Source organism: Paraburkholderia sp. BCC1884, from assembly GCF_900996225.1.
Taxonomy (GTDB): Bacteria; Pseudomonadota; Gammaproteobacteria; order Burkholderiales; family Burkholderiaceae; genus Paraburkholderia.
On sequence record NZ_CAAJGL010000068.1, the window covers coordinates 1,253,432 to 1,278,529 of the forward strand.

Here is a 25,098-nt window from a genome sequence, read left to right on the forward strand (position 1 = left end):
GGACTACAACTTCTGTAGCTGGAGTTGGCCAGTCGCCAGGCCGGTCAGCATGAATCGGTCACCCGGTTTTGCGTCCTGGTCAAAGAGCCCTCGAGCTAACGGATTGATCAGGTGCGCTTCAATCTGGTTCCGGATTCCCCGTCCGCCATTTGACAGGTCAAGGAGACACCGCTCCTGGAGCGTGGATTTTGATTCGCTTTCCAGGTCAATCACAATACCTTGCTCAACAATGTCATCTAGCACCGAACGAACCATCTGCTCGAAAATCGCGTCGGCAACGTCTTCACGGATAAAATCGAAGACGATGACGTTTTCACCGATTCGATTGAGAATCTCGGGGCGGTTCAGCACAAGCTTGAAATGCCGTTGTATCTCAGCCAGCACTTTTTCCTGGACCATCTCGAACGGATCCCCGGGAAGTACGTTAGCTACGCGCTCCCCCGTCTCGTCCTGACGATAGATTCCGAGGTTGGACGTAAAAACGATTAACGCTTCCGAAAAATAGACTCTGTCTCCACGACCGGACGTGAGCACACCGTCGTCAAGGATTTGCAGAAACTTGTCCAGAATGCGTGGATGTGCTTTCTCGATTTCATCAAAGAGCACGACGCTGAATGGACGCTCCCGGATCGCGTTTGTCAGTTCTCCGCCGACGTCATATCCGACATAGCCCGGCGGCGCGCCAATAAGGCGCTGATCCGCGTGTTCCGCGCTGAATTCCGACATGTCGAACCGGATATAAGCGCTTTCGTCGCCGAAGAGCAGGCTGGTAATGGTCTTTGCGAGCTCTGTCTTGCCGACGCCGGTCGGGCCGGCCAGGAACGCGACCCCTCGAGGCCGATTCCCTTTTCGCTGGGAACCGACACCCGTCATCGCACGCTTGACAAGGTCAAGCATATGCGTCACGGCGTGCGCTTGGCCCTTCACCCGGTTCTGGACGAACGTCCCAGCGTTGCGGATATTGTCGCGGTCAATCTGAAGCCAGGGATCCTCTGTCACGCCAACCTTGTAACGTCTGACCGCATCGGCAATTTTCTCGATGGGCACGCTTTCCACACGAGCAAGGGTTGCGATCGCATTCATATCGGCGAGCAGCAAACCTTCCGAGCCGTCGACAAACGCCTTCTCGGCATTAGCGCGAATATTAGGTGCTGCTTGCTGGGCACCGGGCACGCCGCGAAGAAGGGCGCCGGACAGTGCGCGACGCGAGACGCTATCAGGCTTGGCTACGGGGATATGCCTGGCGCGAGGATTGTCGATGAGTAACCAGTCAGGAAGATCCCCCTCCTTGTCGACAATCCAAAGGATCGTATTGAAAAATGGGCGCCGCTGCTCTCCAGCCGGTCGGGAGGTCGCCGAGTGCGCCAGCACGAGTGCCCGCGTGAAGAGGTTGTGCTCGGCGGCGCTCAGCGATTCCGCCCGGACAGCAAGCCGTGATGCAAAATCAATAACTAATGCGATAGGTTGGCCACTCAGGTTCACCACGCGCTCGAGAATTGTTGCAAGAGTGTCAATCCCACCCGGTGCAACGCCGTCAACAGGTGTCAATCCGATTCGGCGGAACGTTTCCTCGGGCGGTTCTGCCGATGCAGTTCGACCTTCGGCTACCGTGAACCCTGTAACCGGGTTCCATACGACCAACTGGACGTAACCGGCTTCGCGAAGGTTGTCGCAGAGCGTTGCAGTAAGTGACTGCGCAGTAACGACATCGGGAGCGACCTCGCATGCCTGAAGATCGCGTATATTGCCGGACAGGACAAATTGACTCTTCAAAGGAAGGAAGCGCAGCAGATCGCGCATCCAGCGAGGCTTCATATACGCGGACATAATGATATTACGGGCAAGTCGAAGCTGGAACATTACCACAGCCACAACACAATCAGAGAGGGCACCAAGTGCTCGCCGGACTTGCCGTGGCATGTAGCGATAGCTGCGACTGGGGTGATTGCGAGCACTCAGGTTCGCCAACGTTTACCACGTGGATCAAAAAAATGGCCGCACGGGTGTTGAAACCCGTGCACACGATATTTTTTCGGACAGTATCTACCTGCATTTCGTGGCAGTGACTGTCCTGCAAAAATGCGATGCGAAGCTACCGGCACACTTGCATTAGCAGGCCGGGTCTCAATCCTGTTTCGGTCGCGAGCGTGCAAGTCAAGGTATCGTTTAATAGCGAATGGAATCAATTCAAGATTCGTTGATTCTTTCCGTAAACATAACAAAATCAAAGAATACGGCTGAAAAAAATTCATGAGTCTTCGTCCACAAAACCGATGCAACAACTGCTCATACACCTGGTTCCCGCGAGGAAAGCAGCGCTCCCTCCGATGCCCCGGGTGCAGCAGTAGAAACATTGAAGTTGTGCAGCCGCCGCCGCGTTCATCGTCGGGTTGTGGCCCGGTAGTGTTGGTTGCAATCGTGATTCTGATCGCGGTTATCTGGATGAGCTCCCGATCCGGGACGGGTTCCTCTACACCGTCCACAGCTGCGTCTGAGGCCGTGGCGGCGAGTGCCGGAGGCGCCGACGCGCAATCTGATCTACAACCAGCCTCTGCAGGCGATGTAGCGTTGGCTTCCCAGGAAACGATGCCGGCGTCCGATAGGCCCTCCACAACTGATGTGGCGAGCGATGCTTCGACGTCAGGCGGTCCGAACGGCGCTTTGACGGCAGCGCCGTCGCCAAAGTCTTCGTATGCGACCAGCTTCGATTGCAATAAAGCCGCTCATGAGGATGAGATTGCAATCTGTGGCGACCCGGGACTTGCTGCGATGGATGTGGAGCTAGCGGAACTGTACGAAGCAGCACTGAAATCCATATCAGACCCAAAAGCTCTCGAGCAGTCTGAATCCGGTTGGGTAATTGCGCGCCACTTGTGTGACAGCGATCTCATCTGCCTTCGGAAGGCTTACGGGGAGCGGATCGGTCAATTCAAAGGATCCCTTGGCTCGCCCCCACTGCTTCCTGCCGACGCACCAGCTGAAAAGCCTTGACGCTAATGTCCGGCGCCGCAAGAGCGAATAACCGTTATTCGGTCTGGGTCCGCCTGGGCAGCGCGTGAGTTCAAAGGATCACACACAATTTGAGGAGCGCAGACACGATTCCAGGGAAGATATCAAGCGCATCCACAGGATCGTGCGACGCATACGGCGGCGCGGTGCCCTAACGGGATCGACAAGCTTTATTGCTCTCGGTACGCGGACCAAATTCAGGCCGACTCTGTTTCGATACGAGTTATCTACTTACCGTGTGCATTAACATGCACGAATCTGCTCACGCAGATTGTCGTCGCAGGGCGAACGGTTGTCCCTGCTGAGGAATGCGGCGCATGCGCTGACATCGCGAGTATCTTTCGCACTCGGGCGCGGCGAGCCGTGTAAGAGAGCGATCCAGAAGTAGAGCTCAACCAACCAATTCATAGTTTTGCCAATTTGACAGCTGAAAAAATACTGGCGGCTGTAGGCCGCCAGTGAATTAACTGCTTCTTGGACGAGCTGGCCTCGGTCCACTGTCGAACGCGCAATCCCAAAAACCTGACATCAGCCCGTCATGCTCTGGAGAGTGCTCCGCAATTGCCTGAAGCCGAAGGAAAAGGGCTATTTCGGCTTGTCCTTGCGATGGCGTGAACGCGTAATAGGCTAACGCGTCCCAAAATTCCTGCAAGGATGGCAAAGCTTCGTGCTTTGCGTCGACCGAAAACGCGAATGATGATTTGACCTCTTCCTGCTCCTGATACTTGTTCATGGTCCTGTCCGTTGGTTGCATGGTATGTATAGCAACCCGCGATTCAGGAACGGATGTCGTGGACCTTAGCTCATGCAAACTTCCGGCCGGCTGAAAAGTCTATAACGCTGATTTTTCGCGCATCTAATGTTCCCGCGGGTCCGGAGCTCATCAAAAGTGCGTCTCGGGGTTTGCAGTAGCCATCGTTGAGCCTGTGCAGACCTTATCATGGCGTTTAAAAACGGGTCTTACACCTTGTTAGCGGTCTTAAGCTTAAGTTCTGGCAGCTTGGTCGCAAATAAACTATTCCATGCGTCGCTGCTAGGGAATGGGGCATACACGACAAAAACAGCAGATACGATTGCACCGACTGCAAAGTAAGCCAGTCGGCCCGAGATACGCGTAGGTAAGAGTCTCTCGGGTGCGTTAATAACGTACCGCATGGTGATCGCTAGGACCAGTGCATTTCCGCAAAGCCACAGAAGGGAGACTGCCGGCTCTGCACGCAACGGTGCGGTCAATAAATGAGTGCAGGCGTAGATGATCTGCTCCCCGACTGAAGCACCAATTCCGATGACAAATAGGTGAAGCGTGAACTCGGAAAGCGGGGTAATCACATGCGTCGTCAATTTATCAAGAAATTTGAAGGCTTTTGCGGAAGCGGCCATACCAGCAAAAGCGAGCGAGATATTTACGATCGAAGACGGGATTTCGTGAACGTGATCTATAAGGAGGGGCAGGCTAGTTCGTGCCGCTTCCGAAGTTGGTCGCCAATGGCCCAGTGCTTCCAAGATAAAAACGATGCCAATACTACCGAACAGAGTTTTCGTGAAATGCGCCAACGGATCTTTGTGATCGAGCGAGAGGTGGCGGAGCAAGTGAGTCCAGAACTCTTTCGACTGGAACTTCTTACGCGATTTTTTAGCGTCCAGGGGATCTAACTCGCGCGACGTATCGGAGGTGGATGGTGGTAGGGGAATGGCTATAGAAGGCTCGACGCTCGCGCTAACTCGCGCTGCGCGCCGGTTGTGTCCAGTCAGGCTTGCGCCGGCGACCATTCCGAGGACAAACAGCCCGACCCCGGAGACGAGTCGCTCTGCGAGGTCGCCGCCTTTCGCTCGCTCGTCGCGTGTTTGCTTGTTCACGAGACCGTTCACCTTCTCTTTTTTCATTGGTCGTAAAAATGCTAAATAGATTTGCTTCGGCTCAACCCGGACTTTGCCTGCAACTGCTCGCTTACATGCCGCCGATTGCTATCTGGTCAGTCATCCAAATGTGCGCGTACCGCTGGCTCGAAGGACTTTCGTTGGCAACCGCGTCGGGTGTGGTCGCGTATCTGGCTTGGCGCGTGTTGCGCCAGGACCGTCTCACATGTGACGCGGATTCATAGGCGCGCATCCAGTTGGCGTAGGCATCTTGGGTGCGGGCTATTGCTCTGAGCGCACACGCATCGGAAACGAAATGAGGCCTGCGTTAACGGCGGCTGACAAGAAATCTTGAGTCATGCAGCGGATCCGGGGTCGACAGGGTGACGGCCGGGGTGAACGTCCGCGAACGTGCCTTCCTGCCGGTCACGGTGAACCGGGCCACTGACGGCGGCGTTACCGAACCGGCCGCATCTCCACCCGCTGCACTGGCGCCCGGGACGATACACAATCAGTTGCCACGAGGCGAGGTGCTCGTTGAAGCGACCACCGATCCGACACGCTATGCGTGGTGATCCAGTGCCTAAGCCGATGACGGGTTCGCTGGCCAACAAGCGCATCTGGTTTGCGGCCGGATTTACCGATGTGCGCCGCGGTTTCGACGGCTTGGCGTCGACGGTGCAGACAGTGCCGGCGAAGAATCCATTCTCTGACACACCGCAATCAACTATTGCGGCCAAGTTGCGGGCTACTCTACGACGCCTTTTTGTTTGTGGCATGTCGTTGCCAGGATGCGCCGACGATTACTGCCGGACTTCGGCAGTTGGTGAAAATTGTCGAAATCGCGGCGCCGGCGATAAAGTGCAATTTGACGCTGGGGACGGACCGCACGCTGTTACGTCCGGAGGACGTGTCCCATAGCGGCTGTGCTAGCTTTTGTCCAGCCTCATGACGCGGGTTGGCTGGATGTGACTCGTCGCTGATTGCCGGGCGGCGCCTGGGCCGATGATGGCGGTCGGATGTGTCCTTCGCATCCATGTGCTGCGGCCGATGGCTGTCTTCAACTTTTCGACCGGTGCTGTGCCAAGGGTATCGCGCTGGCCGATGTGCCGGGCGAAGGGCACTAATGGAGCGAAGATTTTCGCGGCGTCGAAACACTTCCTGCCGCCTGTCGCCATTACCTTGACGTCCCTCCGCCCTCAGCCTATGGCTGTCGCGCGGGCGCGGGAAGGGCGGGAATTCCTACCACCAGATGGCGACGTCCCGCCGCAAGAAATTCTCTGCCGAGTTGATGTCGCGATGGCCGGCGGACGCCCGCCAGCGTAGCTTCACCTTGCGAGCCTGCTTTCGACGCACGGCGTATTCTTCGGCAACCGCCTAGGATGATTGTCGAGTGGTACAGCCGCGCTCGCCCTGCGATTTGGCAAGCCACTGACGGACTGCCGCTTCAGCGCATCGCCAAAGTTTTCACCTGCCGCGTTATAAGCTGAGCAGCGATGTATGGACGGGGGCGCTGGCGACAGCATGTACGTGTCCTTCGCCAGCGGAAGTCGTGAAAAATTGAGACGCGCGAATTCCAGAAAATTATTGGTAGCTCGCTTTGTTCAAATGGTCAGGACGCAGGTACGAGATGCCGTAGGCGAGACAGCTCACCGGATTTTGCAAAGACGCCTTCGATGATCTTGAACTCATCAAAGGTTAGGGTTACAGGCGCAAACGATTTGAGCACCGACTGTCCAGCCAGCGCTGAGCAGTAGGTACAAATGTCAGTTTTGACTGTATTAGTTTTTGCCTCCCGGAAGACATTCATAAGCTTGCGAGCAAGCTTCGACTGATTTTCTCTCGTACGAAGCAGCGCTGTTATTTTTTCCTTGTCTTGGAAAACGGCGTTCGCTGTCATTTCGATCTGGGGCAATGTTAAAAGTTCTGGCATAGCACTGAGTAGGAATACCGCACCAAACTTCTCTGCGCGCAGACTCACCTGTCTCCAGAGCCGTAGTCTTTGTTCGTCTGAAATGTCGCGAACGATCAGCAAGGCGGATAGCAAGGATTCTCCGGCGTCAGCCTGCACATCCAGCCAGATACCGAGGCCGGCGTCGATTTGATCGAACGTGGTAACTGGGCTACTCATCAGCAGCGTGCGGAAGGTGTCCGAATTGGTTTTCGCATCCATGCTCCGAGAAACTCGTGCCCACACCTCACGCAACGCGAACAGGTGTGTTTCATTTTTCCCGTCGATGGGTAGTATCAACTGCGATGTCTGTGCTGCTGTCAACTGTGGATAGGCCGAAATGATGCCAGCAGTCTCCACAGGCGACGCCTTCCAGGCAATGCACGCTGCGTCCAATAACCGCGATTCGCTTGCAGCAGGGACGACTTCGCGATCAATCATATCCCGCATTGACCTGAGAACGTTTGTGTTGGCAAGAGTCGGATATGCCTGAACGAAACTAGCGGCCTCCTCGAAGAGAATGGATGGATTGTAGGGACTTTGCCCGGCTGAAGATTGCTGCCAATTGCCCACCATCCATCCGTGCAACGACGGGTAAAAATTCGGCGCCTGCGCCCTTGCTTGGGTAAGGAGTTGTTGGATTTGCGCTCCGTACGTTGCCGGCGTTGCCCGACTTAGGATCGATTTGAATATCGGGAAAACTGAATCCAGATAACCGTTCGGATTGTTAAAGCGTGCGGAAAGCTGTACTAGAAGGCCGTTCAGACACTCGACCAGCGGCGAGGTGCTCCAGTTTTCCGGTTGCAGCGCATCGACGAACGCCTTCAGGCGGCCCTGAGCGGTCTCATCAACTCGTGGTGCCGCGATCGTCGCGTTTAGCGACGATACAATCGTCGCCTGGACGGAGCTGGACTGTTTAGTGAAGCGCGTCGCCAGGAATCGAACGCAGGGTAACGGAAGCGCCGTCATCAACCGTGAAGACCAATTCTTCGTAAGCTGCTCTTCAATGTCCGTCTCCAACACGAGCAGTCGTTGCGCCATGCCACATGCCTTGTCGGCGGTAGCATCTGCGTTACTCCACTGATTTGCCAGACTTACGATTGCGCTCAGCGATTCATCGTTCAATGACTGCAGCTTGTCTGTTGTGGCTCTCGTTATGAAGTCGAAGGCAACGTCTAGGTCGACAGGTTCGTAGCCCTCGGAAGACAGGAGTCGCTTCGCGAAGGCTGCGACAAAGGCGGATGCCTGTTCGTCGCTCGCCTTGCCCAGGAACGGTACCCCGACTCTCCATGCAACCTCGACTGCACAGCTGTACGAGGATTCCAGGTATGCCGGTAATACTTCCCAAAGGGCTTGCCGCGCCTCTTCACCGACTGGCATCTGCCTCTCGAATATCGACTGCGCTCGCCGGATTGCGGTGTCAATGTTGAATGCAACATCGTCGTTCGCGTCAAGTTCGGTAACAAGCGCGTCGAGATATCGCGTGCCGAGCGCATCTGCGACTGTGCCATCGTCTTTCGATAGCCAATCTTCGAGATTTTGATAGGGCATTTGGGCGCGATTTCCGTTGGCTGATTCGACGTGCCGTTCGACCAGCCACTTCAAAAGCGATTCGTCGGCGTCGGCGTCTAACCCGCACTGTATTCTGGTCGAGATCGCGAAAGGTACTACTGTTTGAACCATCTCTAGAGCTTCATCAAGACCGGGTGTGCCAAGCGTCTCAAGCTGAAGTGCGATTGGCCCGTCGAGCATTAGCAGGTCCCCAATCAGGCGCGATGTAACAGACTTGCGATCAGTGTTTTCTGCTCGCGACAACAGATTCGTGATTCGGACTGGTCCCAGCTGTGACCGCAGGTTCAGGCTATTGTCGATATCACGACTCAGCCCCGCTAATAGCCTTCCGGCGAGCGGCTCCGGGATGCGATCAATAAGGTCTGAGATCACGCGGGCGGCGTTGCTACGTCGCGCCGTGGTTTCAGTGGCCGTTCCTTCGTAGAGCAGCGACAAGCTTTGAGCCTGCTCCGGTGTTAAGGGGGACGAGTCAACATGCCGCCCCATTCCTTCCAGTACGCCTTTTGTGTCACCTGATACGAAGGCGTTGTGAATGGCGGATATCTTCGAGCCGAGGCGGCGCGTGATCGGATCCTCTGACAGAAGCAGGAGGCTCTGAATCGGATCGGCCCAGCGTAGGCCATTGAGACTCGCAATGAACTGGCGCAATGGTCGATGCTCGGGTTTGACCTCCAGAATTTCCTTATCGGGCGTCTGCTCAACAAGGTACGCATCGATGAGTCGCTTGCGTGACGGTTCCGGCAGACCTTTAAGCGGGCGCCCCAAAGCTACGACGTCGATGAACGCTCGGAGGAACAGAGGATCTTCCTGCAAATCGCGATAGAAGTCCGGGAAGCTAACCTTCATTGCGCTTAGCGCTCCCAGCGAGATGGGGTGGTTCGTGACCGCGCCGTCATGAAGCCCACCAGGGAGATCGCTGGCAAGGCCTTCACGTTCACGCCGTACAGCAATCCACCATGCTTGCGCAAATGCATTAACTATCTGAAGGGCGTTTCGTGGATCGCTGACGCCGACATGAATCATCCGGTCGATTAATGCCTCAATGGCGACGCCGCGACGTTCAAGGTCCGATGCAATATGGGTAAGACGCCGCAACTGGCGGGTTGCAAATCTGCGCATGTCATTACGCGGTGCCGGCGGGATTTCGAGTCTGAATTGGAAGATTCGGTCGAGATAGCGACGGGCATCTGAATGGTTGAAAACTGTCGCTGGGAGTTCACCGGTGCGGCGACCTCTAGCTAGGGCGTCGGCGATTTTTCCTTCGTCGCAGGAGATGACGAAGACTAGACCCAGACCGGCGGGTAGTCTCGACGTTGGTATCTCCATGAAGGTTCGTACGGCGTCCAGGCCAAGAACCATCTCGTCGGATGACAATCGGTCAAGATCATCAACGAACACGACGAGGCGCTCGCAGGTTTTTCCATTCCGTCCGTCTGGAGAGTTGCTTTTGCCTTTCTTGTACAGCTTGAGCTGCGAGAGCAGCATGTCTTCATATTGCTCGGAACTGGTGCTGGGCAGCGCTACGCGAGTCAACGCGCTTGACGCCTTCACTTCTGTGGGCTTCAGGTGTTTGAGCACGTAGGTATAGATGCCCGAGACGCACGCGAACAGCACCGCCTGTGATATGCCGCGGGGGTGAAAAAGCAAATTCGCAAGAAATAGCAAGGCGAACAGCAATGCAAGAACAACGATAAGAGCGGGGAGGGGCATCGCCCATGCGCGCAGCAGTTCGCCCGTTACCTTGCGCCAAGGCTTGGGTGTTTCTTCTGTCTTGGTGATCTGGCGAAACAGCCGGTCATGGAGATTTTCCTCGTCGCCGCCAAGTTCAAGGAAGACGTGACGCAACAACGCCCGCTTGATGTCCTGTTCTCGGCCGCCGAAGCGCCACGCGTTGAACGTCACGTAATGAATCCGCTCTGAACGAACCTGTCCGTCGACCGATGCCGCGTCGTTATTTAAACCGGCGGTGTACAGTTCCTTGATACTGGATTTGCCTGTGCCCCAGCCACCGAGCAAGCCAATGCTGAAAGGTGGCTGGTGGTTCTTCGACTCGATCAGACTTTGCAAAGCCTCAGCAAAGTGCCGGTGACCAAAAGCATCCTCGCTCGTGTTTGAAATCTCGCGATCAAGGATAGCCGGCATCGCATCGCCATATGGCATTCGATCATTCATTGGTTTTTGAATTTTAGTAATGGATGCGTCGTCCGGCGTTCGATATGAACAACCAGAGCGATGCACGTCTCTCGGCAAGGGCGACCACGGCCGGGGCGCCGTCCTGCATGTTTCCTAAAGTCAATATTTTAATTGTAATCTGCCATGTGCAGGTAATCTTGACGCCCGGCCGCGCCTGTAGCAATGGTGCTGCGCAAGACGTAACGTTGACGGATGCCATCTTTTTTCGGCCGAGGGGCACCGGGCGTACCATCATTGCGACATCAACACGGCGGAAACCGTTCTCGCGGCGGGACGTCGCCGTCATGCAGAAGGAATCTCCGTCCTTTCTGCACGTGGGGCAGCCGCCGCGGGGTGAGGGCGCGGAGTCGTCAACTACCGAATTTGCTCTACGAATAGCTGGTGTGCTGCGGGGACATCATTGACTTCCGGATGGAACTTCGCTTTCACATAGAAAAGCATTGACTGTCGCAGGCTCAGCGTGGCTTCCATGCTTTTTGGTGGCAAATCGTACTCCAATGCGATCGCCTGGCGTTTCTCTGGCGCGAGGTTTGGGTTGGGGGTCACCAGTACATTAACTAGCGTGGCCCAGTCATGGTCGTCCGAACGATTGATTTCGGAGCTTTTGACATGTCGAGTCGTCAGAATCCGGCCTAATACGAAATCCCTAAACTCATCGCGGGAGTGGCAGTACGCCCTGACGTGCCAGCGTTCTCCATCCGACGCGAAGGCATGTGGCGATAGCCACCTCCACGTTGGTTTCTCTCCCGTCATAGACTGATACTGGACTTCAATCTTCTGCCGTTCCCGTACGGCGGCAACCATAGCCAATAGCACTTGTGGCGTTGCGCGGCGGTTCGGCAAGGGCCAGTCTGCCACAGGAACAAGAGGGGAACTAATGCCCGCAAATTCGTCCAGCGTCTTTGGTTCGATCAGCTTCGGGGCAAATCCTGGCAGTGGCAGGTAGCGCCTGCGCGACTTGTTGTATTCCATGTTGTGCGGATACCGCTCCATGTAGGCACGAAAATCCTTCGCTGCCTGAATCGGATTGATGCCGAAGGCATCTATCAGATCGGCGCGTTGCAACTCTCCACGCCAAAACAGGCATCGTTCCAGATGCATCAATCGCTGGAGGACAGTTTGCGGCAAGTCGTCTGAGTTAGTCGCGGATGGTGTCTGATCTGCGGTCTGAGGCACGAGGCTGATCCTACCCGGGCAACCCGGGACTCGAGTTGAGTGATGCGTCTGCGACGCAATGCACACCTGTAAATTTATCCAGTATTGACAAATATTAGCATCGACCGTTACTCTGCGCTACATGTAGCTTAAAGCTATATATCGCTTTAGGCTACAAATGAGGAATGCCTGTTCTGCGGGGAGTTAATTTAAACGATCAGGTGATCATCCAAGGACGCCCGGTAAGGCGGGCTTTGCTGCAGTGCGTGCTTCCAGTTGATTCGTGTATGGCCGGTGGAACACGGCAGACGGAGCGAACCACCTCCGGTGATGTATTCGTGCCCCAGAGACTGAACAATCGGATTTGAAATTTATATAGTTTTCGCGCGCGGCTTCCCCGACCCGTGTTCCATTCATCTGCAAACAGGTTTTGATATGGGCAAGGTTGTTCAGACAGCGAGCGACGAATCCGTCGACGAAATGACGAGTGAGTCTCATCTGGTAGGTCCTCAAGACCTTGGACGACAGACGCGTAATTTATTGCTCGCGCGCCCGTTGCATGAACTGTCGGCCAAGGTCCGTCGTGCAGATTTTGGTGACGGTGAGTTTCAGGATATCGACACCCATTATCTAGCGCTGGCGATGTTCGATTTCATCATGGAGGGAAGCGTATTTGGCCTGGGGCGTCTGCGCGAGCAGGTGATCAGCTATCTCGCCGATATTATCCGCCAGATGAAACCAACGCTGGGCGACGAGCGCTGTAATCAACTCGCGCTTGAAGTGCTCAATGGCCTTCATAACACGGAAAATCGCAACGAACAGTTCGACTACCCATACTTCGACGCAGCATCGGGTACGACGCGTAGCCACCGGTTCAGTCTGCTGACGTTTGAGCGTCAGGACGACAACCAATACAAATACCGCCTAACGGAATCGGCAATCTTGCTCTATGTCGGGCAGCTCGACATCGGCGCCGAACAGATGCAGACATTGCTTGACAGGATGACAGCCGAACTAGTCAAACGGGGTCGCGTCAATGAAGCCCTTGATGTCTCGCGGCAGGCCTACCTGCAGGCGGTCCGGTATCAAAATAATATCCGCGCGCGACTTGACCGTGCGCAACGGGTTCCGGATTCCATTTCGTGGAAAGCGGACCTGGAGCCCTTCCTCGAGGAGTCTCGCCGACATATCGACGAACGGGGTAAGGAAGAGCGAGCACTTCTCGGGCTGGTCAGGGAAAAGATTAACAACACTTCTGACCGTATTACGCGGGAGCGACTCGTGCGGCTGTGCGAAACCGTCGAGCGCGAGGCGGACATCCATCTTCATCTGCTGCGGCTTGTCGCGCAGGCCGGGGCGAAATATCTTGAAGCGAGCCGAACCATGTTTCGAGCCCGACAGCGGCACCGCCTACCAGATATGGAGGACCGGGTCCTGCCTGCATTGCTGCGTCTGCCACAGGCATCGCTTACGCAAGTGGCTCGCCGAGGCGGGTATGTGTTGTTGCCGCCAAACATCGAGCGGGTTTTTAACCTTCGCCAGATTATCGAGTTGCTGACCGAACCGCAGGCCGAAGCGCCTGTGAAGTCTGATCGACCGGATGTTATCAAACCGGTTCTGGAAGAGGTTGTGCATTTCGGACCGGAGGTTGTCCGGGAAGGGAACCGTTATCTCAGGAGTGCCTTCGCGACAAAGAAGCCAGTGTACATCGATGAAGTATTGGAAAGGGCAGAAGTCGACGGTCTTGATACTGTGGTACGCGACTATCTCGTTTTCATGATGTATCAATCATTCAGCCGCGAAGAAGATATTTTCGGAGTTGACGCCCAGGTGGAGGGACGATTTGACCTTGCGCGCGTAGAAGGCTCCCGGCTCCTTTTCACACCTCGAGGTGCAGATGGCCAACAGTGAATTCTTACCAGACGCATACACGGCGTCGCTGCTCATTAACAAGGGTCTTCAGGCTCGACTGACGCCGGTTAATGACAAGGACTATCGGTCCATCCTCGCGCTTTATGAGGCGACGCCAATACTGCGTGCGCTGGTGCAGGATGTAGCGGCGGGCCTAGGCTTGACCGTTCTCTCCGTCGGTCGGGATGGGGCATTTTTCGCTCCGGATGGCCCCGACAGTCTCTTCGCATTTCGGCTAGGAGATATGCCGGGTCTTGCAAACCAGGAAAGTCGTGCACTTGCCGTTCTCATTCATGTGACGGTGGGCGCCCTGTTTTATCCGACGGCGGAAAAACTTAACGACGAGACGTACAACGCGCCACCTATTAGCGAAGCAATGACGATTTCATCGCTCAAGTCAATATGCGCCGAGATGGCAGAACGCGAAGACCGGGCGCAGCTTGAGGGAATTCCGAAAGAGCTGGAACCTGGTTGGCAAAGTGTTCTGGTCAAACCGGAATCTCGCCCGGACCAGCAACGCCGAAGCAGTCACACGCTGGAGGGACTTGTTTCGACGGTCTTCCGGCAGTTGCGCGAGAAAGGCTTGCTTAACCAACTGCCAGGTCCTGGAGAGGTAATGTACACGGCTAACCGGCGATATACCGTCCAACTGAGAGAAGTACTCGTTGAAAAAATCTTCGCAATTGGCCGTGAAGTGCTTTCCCGGGAGGATGAAAAAAATGTTTAAAGTGACGCGCATATTCATGGGCAACGTAGGGCATGTCCTCGCCTGGTATCCAGGCATCGATGTGCCTCTAGTCGACCTTTCGGGACAGCCGACGCATACGATTTTCAACCTCATCAACCAGGGCGGGAAGAGTACATTCCTGTCAATGTTTTTCACTATTTTCGACCCGGACAAGGGGCGGTTTCTTCAACATCTGCGAAACAGCGCGCAGCGATTCGAACAATACTTCGACAGGGACGGACAACCCGGTCTGGTCGCGGTCGAGTGGATGATGCCCGGCGACCTTGCTTCCTCACGCAAGCTCGTGACAGGCCTGATCGTTGTCATGAAAAAGTCAGGCGAGCTCTTTGAACCGGATCGATTCTTTTTTGCTTTCGAGAGCGTCCCTGGCCTGAGCTACGACGAACTCCCGGCCGGTCAACTGGGCGGTGGGCCGAATGGCATGCTCAACAGCCGAGAAGATGCGTTGCGCTGGCTTCAACAGATGGAAACGCAGCACGCCGGCAACTTCCAGCGCTTCAGTAATCAGAATGAATGGCGGGCGTGCCTGGAGGGCCGGGGGATTGACATCGAGATGTTGCGGCGCCAAGTCGAGTTCAACCGGACTGAAGGTGGGATGGGTGATGCTTTTCTGGACTTCAAGACGGAATACGATTTCATCCGCAAATTCATGACACTCACGCTCAATCCGGAGACGGCGGAGCAAACGCATGCGACGATTTCTACGTTGTGCAAAAGGATGGGCGGACGCTCAAGGCTCGTCGACGCGAAACAGCAGTTGGAGCGGTTTTCCCAGTTCTTTGATCCATTCGCCCTTGCAGCCGCCGAGTTTCACGAAGCGCACAAAAGCCGTCGGGAGATTGAGGTGGCGGTTGCGCGAGCATACGCTACGTTTGGTCATTACGCGGTAAACCACAGGCAATCGGCGGAAGCGGCGAGACGCAATGTTGTGGAATTTCGGACTGAAGCGCGAAAGGCGGACCAGCTCGCAATCGAAAATGAAGGCATGTCCGAGGCATATAGGGACGTGGCCGGCCGCCGTTTGAAGGACCTGTCCGAGAAAACGGAATCCGCAGCAAAAGCAATCACGGCTGCTCTGGATCACAAAGAGAAATTGTTTTATGCCGCGCAGCTGCGTAAAGAAATAATTGAGTGCCACGCGGTAATCGGAAGAATTCAGGAGAATATTGACCGGGTCACACGGAAGCAGATTGCGCCGCTGAAGGCGCAGCGAGACAGGGAGGCCACGATCCTTACGCATGCCATCCAGCAAGAAATGGAAGCCACAGCTCGGGAGATTGATGAGCTCGACAAGCGTGCGAAGGACCTGGATGTTACGCGGGCCAATCTGAAAGCAGAAAGTGGCCGTCTCAAGACCCTGCGCGAATCGGCGATCACGGAGCTGAACCGAGTCAAGGGTTTGATGGAAAGCGCTCAGAATTCACTGGCGCGGCTTCGTGCTGCGGGAGTGGTTGAGACCTTTGAGACCTGCGATGACGCCCACACCCGCTTGTCGTCCACGCTCGAACAGATGGCCGCACGTGCGGATGATTTGGGGCAGCAAATCGAAGAGGCGCAGAGCGAACTGGTTACGCTGAAAGATCGTCGATCGAAACTGGACGGCGATGTTAATGTCAATGCCCAAAAAGTCAAGGTCCTTCAGGAACAAATTTCGACTGGAGAAGCGCAGCGCGAACGACTCGCGCACTTGCCTGTACTCTGTCGCGCAGCTGGTGCGGAGGTAGCTGATGTCGATTCGGAGGTGCTGGAGCCCCGGCTTCGTGATTTTATACGCGGCGCCATGGAAGAAATGGCTACCGCGAACCTTCGTCTCTCCCGGTTGAAGGAAGATCAGAGCAGCATCGTTGACACGCGGCTTGCCGGTCGTGACCCGGATGTGTCCGCCGTAGTTCAGTTTCTCGCTAATGCAGGCGTCAAAGGCGTGCAGGCGTTTCCACATTACCTGGCGGAAGTTTTGCCGGATGCAAATGCTGCCCGTGAAACTGTTCTGAGCAATCCAGCGCGATTCCTTGGGGTGACGGTTCCAATCGAGGCTGTGGAGCAGGCCCGGACCACTATCGGAAACTCTGCCTTGAGGCTGATTCGACCCGTGGTGGTGTCCGCCTATGCGGTCGAGCCTGCGCTGCCGCAAGAGGGTCTCTTCACCGTTCCCAGCAGCGATGACAGCGCGTATAACCACGCAGCTGCCCGTCGACGCGGTCAAGTTTTAGAAGCGGAAATCGAGTCAGCGACTGGTAAGCGAGATGAAGCGGTGGGGTTGTACGAAGAGGCGCGTTCTACCTTGAATGATCTGGTTGCCTACGTTAAGGCCTTCGGTGATGGGCGACTTGACGCGCTCAAAGCCGGTGAAGAACGTCTGCTGGCGAACAATGAAGCGCTGCGCATGGAAATCGAGACAATTGGCGCACAGGTCGAAGCAATGCAAAGTCGCCAGGTTGGCCTGGCCGCGCGGAAGGTAGACGCAGACAACAAGGTGGGCAGCCTGCGTTCAGAGTTAATCAGCCTTGTTGATCACATTGGATTGCATGAATCGTTTATGCCGGAATGGGAGGCAACACAGGCTCGGGCCACGGCTGATGCTCAGCGTTACGCGGACGACCAGGCTGCAGTAGACGCGCTCCACGAAGACATTGAACCACAGCGCCGACAACTCTGGAACGCGAAGAACAATGCGCAGCAACATGTAGGGCGTTGGCAGCCGTTTCTAGCCGTGCTTGCCGAGATGCTTGATTCTGCAATCGATGTTGAAGCCGAGCTTGCAAAAAATCCTCGAACGACCAGCGCAATCTATCAGGATTATGAGCGTGCGGTGACAGCGGTTGAATCAGTCGAGCAGGAATCAACCCGAGCGCTAAAACTTGAAATTGATGTTGCCAGGCGCGATGCCAACAAGAAGGAGTCCGATTACGGCAGCCGGTACCCTCAGCTCACCTTTGCGCCCGAAGACGTCAATGCACTTCTTTGCGATGATATGCCGGCCCGGCTCCTGGAGCTTAGGGGGGCGCAGGCAAAAGCGGAAGACGAAAGGGATAGGGCGATGCAATTGGCATCAGACGCCCGAGCTGACTACGCTGCATTTGTAAAGCAACGAAGGCATCGCGGTTTTACAGTCGCTGGCATCGAGGGCATGGAATCAAACCTCATCGGGCAGAAGGCAGCGGATCATGCAGAAAACGCTATCAGGCACAAGGCTGCGAGCGCCAGCGCACATGCAATGGCGAGCGAATCCGAAGTCGAGGAGCGCAAATTCACCAATTTTGCAGTTGACTTCGAGGGACTTCGCGAAATCATTCAAGCGATGGACATCGACGTATCTGAGGACGCAGTTGTGACCGACTTTCTTGTCGATGCGGGCGACGCACGCAACTATGTCCGGGAGCACGAGAAGCGGTTGAGGAAAACAAAAGCCGTACTGAGTACGGCTTTCACTCAATGCACGAATCTGCATGACAAGATCTTGAGCCTGGCACGAGACGATGACTTCGCCAAGGTTGACGTGGAGCTCGCGATCATTTTGCGGGACAACTCCGTAGAAGCGACCATTAACGATTACCGGCGATTGCAACGTGCGGCACAGAACAGGCGCGACACTATTGAGAATGAACTTGCCAGCATGGACGGAGACATGGCTCGCGGAACCGATGCGTTGCTCACGCTCACGACGGATGGACTTCGTATTCTTACCCGCGCAACAGACATGCTCAAGCTTCCAGACTCGGTTCCGGTCTATGGGGGCAAGGGCGTCCTCAAGATGACAACATCTGTCGGCCGTCTGACCAGCGATCAGCGCCGCGAGGTGCTGTCCATTTACATGGACGAACTGTCCAGGGACGGCAACATTCCCGAGTCGGGCGCTGCACTTGCCGCCGCCTGTGTCCATCGGCTGGCTCCAAACCGCCGACTTGACCTGAAAGTGCTGAAACTTGTTTCCCTCGAGACCCAGCAGTACGTGCCTGTTGACGGCCTGTCAAACTCGGGCGCAGAAAAGATATCGATGGCGCTCTTCCTGTATTTCATTATCGCCAAATTGCGCTACGAGCAGCGTGCTGATAGTCGCTCATCCGAAGGCGGCATCCTGGTTCTGGACAACCCGTTTTCGACCGCAACCGCTCGCAGCATCTGGGAGACCATTCTCGGTCTGGCAGACGCGATGAAAATCCAGCTACTGCTCGTGACCGGGATCAAGGAGTATGACGTGTTGTCGGTGTTCAAGCGATTCGTGCGGCTGAAAAAAATTGGCCATAACACGACCAAAGGCCGCATTCACGTCGGCATCGTGGATTATCAGTTCAAACCTACCTCAGAAGAAGATGGCGAACCGGAGGCGATGAATGCTTGAGTCGTATTCCTCCTGGCTTCGCAGCCAACCCAAGGCAACCGTCGAACAGAATCAGTTGGTGGCTGGTTATATGCAGGTTTTTCCTGAGTTCCGGTCTGACGGAAATCTGCGAGCAATGGTGAAGGAGGCGCTCGATAGACTTGCGGCTGAAGGTGTCCTGCGCCTGCCGGCAGGGAGAAGTGGCTGGGATGCATTCGGATCGCCCAAGCTCCCTCTATGGGTCAGTGTCATCCGTGAGAGGGCCCAGAAGCCGGACTTCAGCGATGTAAGCTGGCTACCAGAGCTTTCGTTTGCAACGAAGGTGCTACGCGGCTCTCAACTGGAAAAACTACGCGTGATCAATCAATTCCTCGTCGAACATCGTAACGCACTCACCATCGTCTTGCCCTATCGTGAGCGCGCGCTCGAGATTTTCGGGGATGAGAAAGCATTCGACGGAGCGGTCAGAGATGGTCACATTTATGGGAAGCTGCCTCTGTCGGTCATCGGTGCGTGCAATCCGGAGCCGCCGCTAGCGCGGGAGGATTTTAGCGAGGCGAACGGTCCGTTGCTCGTGCTTGAGAACCATCACACATACTGGTCAATGCTGCAGTGGAATCGCACAACATTGCGATATCGTTCAATTGGATACGGAAGTGGCAACATCATCGTCAAATCGGCTGGTGCAATTCTTGACGCGCTGGAGCGTAGCGGGGCAACGCACGCGGAATATTTCGGTGACCTCGACCCAGCGGGCATTAGCATTGCCGCATCGCTGAGCGAAAACCTCCAGGCTGCGGGCGGTCATTCACTCAAACCCGCCGCTGCCTTCTATCGATGGATGTTGCAGAATGGTGTACGTAAACCTATGGGAGAGGGCAAGCGAACACTGGTCGAGACGTCACTTGATTGGTTCGAGCCGGCGCTGCGCGATGCCGTCAAGGCGCTATTCGCCGAACAAAAATGGATTGCACAAGAGAGTCTTTCGTTGCGAGTGCTACACAGCCAAGACCCGCAAAGTGCATTTTTGTGACGAGTGGTCGGCATTTTCGAAGGGGATTAGCCAGCTACCTCAGAGTACAGCGGAAAATCCACATGTTACGACGTAAGGGGAGTGCCACTGTATGGCAGCCTGTGGGATGGTGAGAACCGTAAACGGTTGACTTGTTTCCACATGGGATCTGATGGATCTGGCAGCACTTAACGCGTCGTCAATGCCTTCCGGTTGCAGGACCTGCTGACATGCAAGATCCGGCAGATTTTCTCGATTCTGGAAGAGCATCCTCGTCGAAATCCTGCGTTCCTTGCTTACCAGTCGAAAACTTCGATCATTTGCATCATTGCCTGTTTTCCCTGCTTCCTTGCAGCGACACGCCGCCCAAAAACGTTCGGATGACCCGCGCCGAGCGGTTAGTCACGAAACGTTGCTAGCTAGTCGCCGGAATCTCGACCACGATGTGCTCGGAAATATCGATAACACGTCGAGAGTCCACCAACTGGAGGCGAGGGCTGCCTGGCGTCGAATGGCTCTCGGCGACGCGTGACGCGACCCACATATCTTCCGCCAGCTCATCATTGAACCGATAGTCGGAAAATGCCCACATGTCATCGAAGTCCCACAGAACATACAGCCGGCCGTGATGCTCGGCGGCAGTCAAATGAACTGCAACGCCCGACAGAGCGATACGTTCGCGGGCCATCATGACGCATTCCAGCGCAGTCCCATCGGGACGATAGCGAACCTCCGCGTACAGGCGCTCATCCTTGTAGTCGATTTCGCTGGCTGAAATGCCCGGCAACGGAATGACGATGCATTTCTCGTCAGAGTCCACTGCGTCCTCCCACAGTTCAGACATCGGAATGACGTATGCAATATGTCCGGCCGAAGTAGCTCGATGCTCGGCGATTGCCGCCAGCAATTCGGGGTTCGGCCGACTCAATTCGTCGGCGTCGTTCTGTGTTCCTGCGTGGTTCGTTTGAGTCGTCAAAATGTAAGTTCCTTGTGTTGATTTGCCCTGTAGCCGCGCAGCTTTGGTGCCGACCTACATGCGTATAGCAATTCGGCTAGTTTCAGTTCGCGTCGCCCAGACGGGTCCGATCTCGACTTACGGCAATCGGCTAGCGTTCGACCCAGCGAAAGTGCAGCGCCGTTTATCAGCAATCGCTGGGTACTGTCACGCCCAGTCTGAAAGTTAGCTTCCTTAAATCCAGATTAACGAATGGTCTCTGGAAATTCAATAGGCTGGAGAAAATTTATTTTATACGTGGCTTGTCATATGGATCGCGTGCCGACATTGAAAACATAGGAATATGGCCCCCACTGATGGATCGGCATATTTGATAAGGGTTATCAAATTGATGTTTAAAAAATTTTGGCTCGGCGCGCGGAGATGGCCAGCAGGCAACCGTTTGTGGCGAAGTGCTCCGCCTGTCTTCGCTGTCTTTTGTGAGGTCCAGTCGTTGGTATAAATATTTAAACTGGCTTAAATACTATGTTGCCTGTATCGAATAACCTGGTTATGATCTGCCGCAGTTTGTGGATGCAAAAACCCTAATGATTGGCTATTTTAATTTTATACGTTAATGGAAAAATCGAACGATACACTGAACTCATCGAGCTCAGCAGGTAAAGCATTTCTGCCTGCCGGCGAGCTTAAGGCGGCACGGGATTTCATGCCGCATCTCGACGACGCAAGGAGTCTGCGCTCTGCGGCGCCTGTGTTCGTGACAACCGTGGATCTATCCCAATTCGAGGCCCATCGTTCTGGCGCTGGCTCGTTTCGCATGGGAGCGATGGAGTTCGACGACTGCGTGATTGTCACCGCGAGACTGCAGATGGGCGGGATGCAGTTCATCTGGCTTGCGGACGCTTCAGACGACGATGTGTGGCGGGCTATCGACAACATGCAGCGAACAAAGCAGGCGGCGTTTGTGTTCGTCCCTGATGGAAACCCTAGCGATATGTCTTTCATCCCCTGGTCGCTCGCAGGGGCGAGCAGCGCCCTCGACCGTTACCGGAGAGAGTTAGGGCATAAGAACGGAAATTTTCTGGCGAAAGCTCGCGAACTGATAAACAGTAAAGCTGTCGAAGAAGGCGCCCAAAGTGTGATCCCAGGCGTGTCGCTAAAGGTCACACGTGTCAATTTGCTGCTTACGAAGCGATTGAAAAACGCGCTCGCGTCGCACGGGGTATCTGCGCTGATGGTCCAGCCTCTTGGCGATCCAGGTGTTTCGCACGACATCTGACAGGTACCGACGCCTCGGATAGTTGAGTCCACGGAGCTAACGCCTGCGGCTACAGTGATTCCCCACGGGGGCTTCAGGACGTTCTCATGCGGTTCGATGCCGCAAAAATCTCGAGCGAACCGATCTCGGCGCGCCGACCAGAACACTCAGACACGAATCTGCTACCTGAGCATCTAGGATGCGACTCGGGAAGCGGGCCGGGTCGTCGAAAACGCGGCAGGAATGGTCGCGCCAATTTTAAAAAGGATTTTCCAATGGAACACATTGAAAAGAAACAGCACGCGGTTCAGGATTCTCCCATCCCTCTAGGCATCATTGCACCTGCAAGCGAGTACCGAGGGGCTGACGCACGACTCAGGGGGCCGGTCCTTGAGCAGATGGTCGAGTTTGACCCGGGTCAGTATGTGAACGCCCGTCGCGCGGCATTCGATACTTTCGTGATGGTTGGCCCGCTGATGTCGATGATTGTGTTCTCTCCGCGCCTTGAGGATGCCTTGCTGAACTGGCTGGCGGACCCGACAGAGCCCGACGTGTGGAAAGCGATTGGCACCTGGAACAAGCATGGCGTGCTAGCTTCCCATCAATCGTTCGAGTTCTGGCTGCGTTCCCCGTCGATTTGCAGGTTCGATGCGATGGCATTGCGCAGCACCGGAGTGACCTTCGAGCCACTCTCCGACAATACGCTTTCCGCCAGATACCATAGTGTGAGACGGTGCGGTATGCAGGCGGCGGCGATTGCGTCCGCACCTTTGTTTGAGCAGCAAGTCGCGCGCCTTTGTTCGGCGGTGTCGCGAAGGGTCGCGTGCTCAGCAAGCAAATCCGTCAAGGTTTCCCTTTGACCGCCACTGCTGACCGCGTCCGCGAGTTCGGGCGACGTGTGTTTCATCATCCAGAAAATGACGTCCGGGACAACGGGTAGAATTCCCTGGTCGTGCACCAATACCGGTCCATATCCTCGATTAAACCGAGGGCAGCCGTGAGAGCGGCTTCGAGCGCCTCTGGTTGATTTAGATTGTTACTTGTGTTCATTCGGGTCAACCTGTTTGCGTTGGAAAAATTGCTGTGCAAACATGTAGAGCCAAGTTTTATTCAAGTTTGCCTTGCAGGCATAAACGGCCAGTCGGCCATTCTGAGCCAATAGACAGGCTGCCAACAATCGTCGACCATCGACTCCTGCATTTGACTGCTGGCAGAGGACGAGGTGAAACTGGCAGACGGTCGCAAGACATAGCCAAGCCTCGATAGAGTCGGGAGAGATAAACGTTGCCAATGCAGTCTTTCTTCGATGCCCGTCAGCCGTTGCGCCGCCGCAGACCGCGCGTTTGCCAGTGGCGATGAGTGCGTGATCAATTTTCCGGATGGCGCATGGCCATGTGACGTTGCGATTGTCGAGATCGCTCGCCGTATGTCATTCGCCATGCAGCGCTCCGACACCTGTCGAGTGCGAACGAGAGGAGAGGCCGACAACGCTCTCAACTATCAATGCCACGCTTATGCGTAGTGTCCGGCGAACGTGATGTGTCGCGTGGCCCGTCTGGTTTTATCCGCGACGGGCCCGAAAAACTCGACCTTCATACCGTGTCGTTAATCATCCTCGCTGTCATCTACATCGAAGGGCCGGTCGATAATGAATGCGTGGCTGGTTACTATAGCTTCCCGCATCAACTCAGTCATAAATGGACGACCTTCCTTTGCAGCAAGCTGCGCCTCGACGAGTTCAAGCGCAGCATCTGGTCCCCTCTCTTTGTCTGCAATCACGTCCTTAGCCAGTCGAGCCTGGCCTCGAGAGCGAAGTTGCAGGACCAGATATTCAAGTGGATTTGCGAAGACCGCTTGCCGTTTGTCGGCAGGCACTGCAAGTAGGATTTCAGCGTTCATCTCGTCTCGGTGGCGGAGCTCAAGCATAAAGTCAATCCGGTCGACAAGAATGTCGTACGCATTTTCCTCAACGAAAGAAAGAGTGTCTTTGAAGCCTGGAGCATGATTCTCCAGTGCGCGTAAAACGGTCGCGCGATCCAGCGCGCGCCAGAATACGGGTTGCGGCTTGTACGATGCCTCGAGCGCGAACTGCACCAGACGAGGATTGATGAAGTAAGCAGGAATTTCGCAACGCTTCAGGTAGGAAACTACGTCGTTGATTACAGACTGTTGAATTTCAGACGGTTGGTTCACGTTTCTATGTTCCACAAGGATAATTGTCTGCTCGACATGTCCACGTGTGACATGTCCTTGCTGTTAGTGGTCAGTGTTCTCGACGACGGGATACGAAGTACACGACGGGGACGTTTGATAAGACGCTGTTTTTTGAGGGGCGGCGACGCGGGAAGCGAAAGGTTGGCCGGCGCATCTATTCTCTCGAGAGAGTAGAAACTTCATCGATTTGCGAAAGGAGCGAATCGAGAGGGTTTGTCCTGCCGCTGAAGATTCCGATAGCTCCCGTATCCGTATGCCGATTCTCAAGGTCAGGCTGCCGAAGCGATTTCCAGGAAAGAAGTCTTGGGGGTCGTCAGGTCGACCACTTCAAAAACGCCGATATGGCTCGCCTCCGCCGCTACCTTTTGCCATGCCTTTACCTCCTCTTGGGTCAAAGGATTGTGGTCGTCTTCGATGCCGTTTGTGACCATCATGCTTTCATTGAGGTCGTCAGAGAAGTAATACTGCGACACGACCGACTCGTCATCGAAAATCCAGAGAACGTCAAGGGTGTCGTAGAGGCTCACGTCAGCCCAGTGCGGAGCCATATGCGTAAGGGCTACTGCGCCGCCGGCGAGCATAAGACACGCTATGCGTGCACCGTCCGGGCTAGGATGAACTTGGCTGTAGATATCCGGGTTCTCGTGGTCAATCGCGTTGGAGTTGTGGCCGCGAAGTCGGATGGCGACGATGTTCTCGCCAGAGATTTTTGCTGCGTTCTCAAGTACGTCATCGGCTGCCAAAACGTAGGCAGAAAGAGCAGGGCGCGCATCTGCGTCGTCGCAGATTGTCTGTAGAGCCTGCGAATTAAAATCTTCAATGTCGAATTCGAGTGCGGCAGACCGAGAACTGTTGTAGCGATGATTTGACATGTCAATGCGTATAAAAATAACCCGGCTGATATTCAGGCCGAAGTAAGGAATGGGTGGGGAGGCGGGGCGTCTA

Annotated in this window: 15 protein-coding genes; 6 read left to right on the forward strand and 9 right to left on the reverse strand. The window is 55.3% G+C overall.

Annotated features, from left to right (window positions below; all coding sequences use genetic code 11):
* Positions 1 to 3: 3 nt before the first annotated feature.
* From FQ705_RS12435 to FQ705_RS12465, 6 genes are all read right to left on the reverse strand, one after another.
* Positions 4 to 1,827 (reverse strand): AAA family ATPase, encoded by a 1,824-nt coding sequence (locus FQ705_RS12435; RefSeq protein WP_144142381.1) that lies wholly within the window; start codon positions 1,825 to 1,827, stop codon positions 4 to 6.
* A gap of 1,645 nt (positions 1,828 to 3,472) precedes the next feature.
* Positions 3,473 to 3,742, reverse strand: coding sequence for a hypothetical protein (locus FQ705_RS12445; protein WP_144141160.1), 270 nt, complete (start codon positions 3,740 to 3,742; stop codon positions 3,473 to 3,475).
* A 227-nt stretch (positions 3,743 to 3,969) separates the two neighbouring features.
* Positions 3,970 to 4,893 (reverse strand): hypothetical protein, encoded by a 924-nt coding sequence (locus FQ705_RS12450; protein WP_144141162.1) that lies wholly within the window; start codon positions 4,891 to 4,893, stop codon positions 3,970 to 3,972.
* Between the two features lie 1,585 nt (positions 4,894 to 6,478).
* Positions 6,479 to 10,549 carry a KAP family NTPase gene (locus FQ705_RS12455; RefSeq protein WP_260854466.1) on the reverse strand — a complete coding sequence of 1,357 codons (4,071 nt, stop codon included), beginning with the start codon at positions 10,547 to 10,549 and terminating at the stop codon, positions 6,479 to 6,481.
* A 25-nt stretch (positions 10,550 to 10,574) separates the two neighbouring features.
* Positions 10,575 to 10,868 (reverse strand): hypothetical protein, encoded by a 294-nt coding sequence (locus tag FQ705_RS34060; RefSeq protein ID WP_186307840.1) that lies wholly within the window; start codon positions 10,866 to 10,868, stop codon positions 10,575 to 10,577.
* A gap of 68 nt (positions 10,869 to 10,936) precedes the next feature.
* The gene (locus tag FQ705_RS12465; RefSeq protein ID WP_144141166.1) at positions 10,937 to 11,758 is read right to left on the reverse strand and encodes a helix-turn-helix transcriptional regulator; all 822 of its coding nucleotides are present in this window, start codon (positions 11,756 to 11,758) and stop codon (positions 10,937 to 10,939) included.
* Positions 11,759 to 12,172: 414 nt separating this feature from the next.
* Here FQ705_RS12465 and FQ705_RS12470 point away from each other — a divergent pair, with 414 nt between their 5' ends.
* From FQ705_RS12470 to FQ705_RS12485, 4 genes are read left to right on the forward strand one after another with little or no spacing between them, the layout of a single operon-like run.
* Positions 12,173 to 13,648, forward strand: coding sequence for a hypothetical protein (locus tag FQ705_RS12470; protein ID WP_144141169.1), 1,476 nt, complete (start codon positions 12,173 to 12,175; stop codon positions 13,646 to 13,648).
* Positions 13,635 to 14,375: a hypothetical protein gene (locus tag FQ705_RS12475; protein ID WP_144141171.1), complete on the forward strand. Its 741-nt coding sequence runs from the start codon at positions 13,635 to 13,637 to the stop codon at positions 14,373 to 14,375. The genes FQ705_RS12470 and FQ705_RS12475 overlap by 14 nt, the downstream gene beginning before the upstream one ends.
* Entirely contained in the window at positions 14,368 to 18,735 is a 4,368-nt protein-coding gene (locus tag FQ705_RS12480; protein WP_144141173.1) for a hypothetical protein, read from the forward strand. Before FQ705_RS12475 ends, FQ705_RS12480 begins: the two co-directional genes overlap by 8 nt.
* Positions 18,728 to 19,747, forward strand: coding sequence for a hypothetical protein (locus tag FQ705_RS12485; protein WP_144141175.1), 1,020 nt, complete (start codon positions 18,728 to 18,730; stop codon positions 19,745 to 19,747). The genes FQ705_RS12480 and FQ705_RS12485 overlap by 8 nt, the downstream gene beginning before the upstream one ends.
* A gap of 394 nt (positions 19,748 to 20,141) precedes the next feature.
* Here the strand turns inward: FQ705_RS12485 and FQ705_RS12490 are convergent, their stop codons facing one another.
* Complete coding sequence (locus FQ705_RS12490; protein ID WP_144141177.1) at positions 20,142 to 20,702, reverse strand: hypothetical protein; 561 nt, start codon at positions 20,700 to 20,702, stop codon at positions 20,142 to 20,144.
* 595 nt (positions 20,703 to 21,297) lie between these two features.
* Here FQ705_RS12490 and FQ705_RS12495 point away from each other — a divergent pair.
* Entirely contained in the window at positions 21,298 to 21,960 is a 663-nt protein-coding gene (locus tag FQ705_RS12495; protein WP_144141179.1) for a hypothetical protein, read from the forward strand.
* A gap of 254 nt (positions 21,961 to 22,214) precedes the next feature.
* Positions 22,215 to 22,799, forward strand: a complete 585-nt coding sequence (locus tag FQ705_RS12500; protein WP_144141181.1) for a hypothetical protein — start codon at positions 22,215 to 22,217, stop codon at positions 22,797 to 22,799.
* A gap of 745 nt (positions 22,800 to 23,544) precedes the next feature.
* Here the strand turns inward: FQ705_RS12500 and FQ705_RS12505 are convergent.
* A complete protein-coding gene (locus tag FQ705_RS12505; protein WP_144141183.1) occupies positions 23,545 to 24,132 on the reverse strand; it encodes a hypothetical protein in 588 nt (195 codons plus the stop codon).
* A gap of 290 nt (positions 24,133 to 24,422) precedes the next feature.
* The gene (locus FQ705_RS12510) at positions 24,423 to 25,025 is read right to left on the reverse strand and encodes a hypothetical protein (protein ID WP_144141185.1); all 603 of its coding nucleotides are present in this window, start codon (positions 25,023 to 25,025) and stop codon (positions 24,423 to 24,425) included.
* Positions 25,026 to 25,098: the final 73 nt, after the last annotated feature.

What these genes read in the sequence shown, in the direction of transcription:
- FQ705_RS12435 (WP_144142381.1), bottom strand. Translation starts at nt 1,827, where the DNA reads ATGTCCGCGTATATGAAGCCTCGCTGGATGCGCGATCTGCTGCGCTTC.
- FQ705_RS12445 (WP_144141160.1), bottom strand. Translation starts at nt 3,742, where the DNA reads ATGAACAAGTATCAGGAGCAGGAAGAGGTCAAATCATCATTCGCGTTT.
- FQ705_RS12450 (WP_144141162.1), bottom strand. Translation starts at nt 4,893, where the DNA reads ATGAAAAAAGAGAAGGTGAACGGTCTCGTGAACAAGCAAACACGCGAC.
- FQ705_RS12455 (WP_260854466.1), bottom strand. Translation starts at nt 10,549, where the DNA reads ATGCCATATGGCGATGCGATGCCGGCTATCCTTGATCGCGAGATTTCA.
- FQ705_RS34060 (WP_186307840.1), bottom strand. Translation starts at nt 10,868, where the DNA reads ATGACGGCGACGTCCCGCCGCGAGAACGGTTTCCGCCGTGTTGATGTC.
- FQ705_RS12470 (WP_144141169.1), top strand. Translation starts at nt 12,173, where the DNA reads ATGGGCAAGGTTGTTCAGACAGCGAGCGACGAATCCGTCGACGAAATG.
- FQ705_RS12475 (WP_144141171.1), top strand. Translation starts at nt 13,635, where the DNA reads ATGGCCAACAGTGAATTCTTACCAGACGCATACACGGCGTCGCTGCTC.
- FQ705_RS12480 (WP_144141173.1), top strand. Translation starts at nt 14,368, where the DNA reads ATGTTTAAAGTGACGCGCATATTCATGGGCAACGTAGGGCATGTCCTC.
- FQ705_RS12485 (WP_144141175.1), top strand. Translation starts at nt 18,728, where the DNA reads ATGCTTGAGTCGTATTCCTCCTGGCTTCGCAGCCAACCCAAGGCAACC.
- FQ705_RS12495 (WP_144141179.1), top strand. Translation starts at nt 21,298, where the DNA reads ATGGAAAAATCGAACGATACACTGAACTCATCGAGCTCAGCAGGTAAA.
- FQ705_RS12500 (WP_144141181.1), top strand. Translation starts at nt 22,215, where the DNA reads ATGGAACACATTGAAAAGAAACAGCACGCGGTTCAGGATTCTCCCATC.
- FQ705_RS12510 (WP_144141185.1), bottom strand. Translation starts at nt 25,025, where the DNA reads ATGTCAAATCATCGCTACAACAGTTCTCGGTCTGCCGCACTCGAATTC.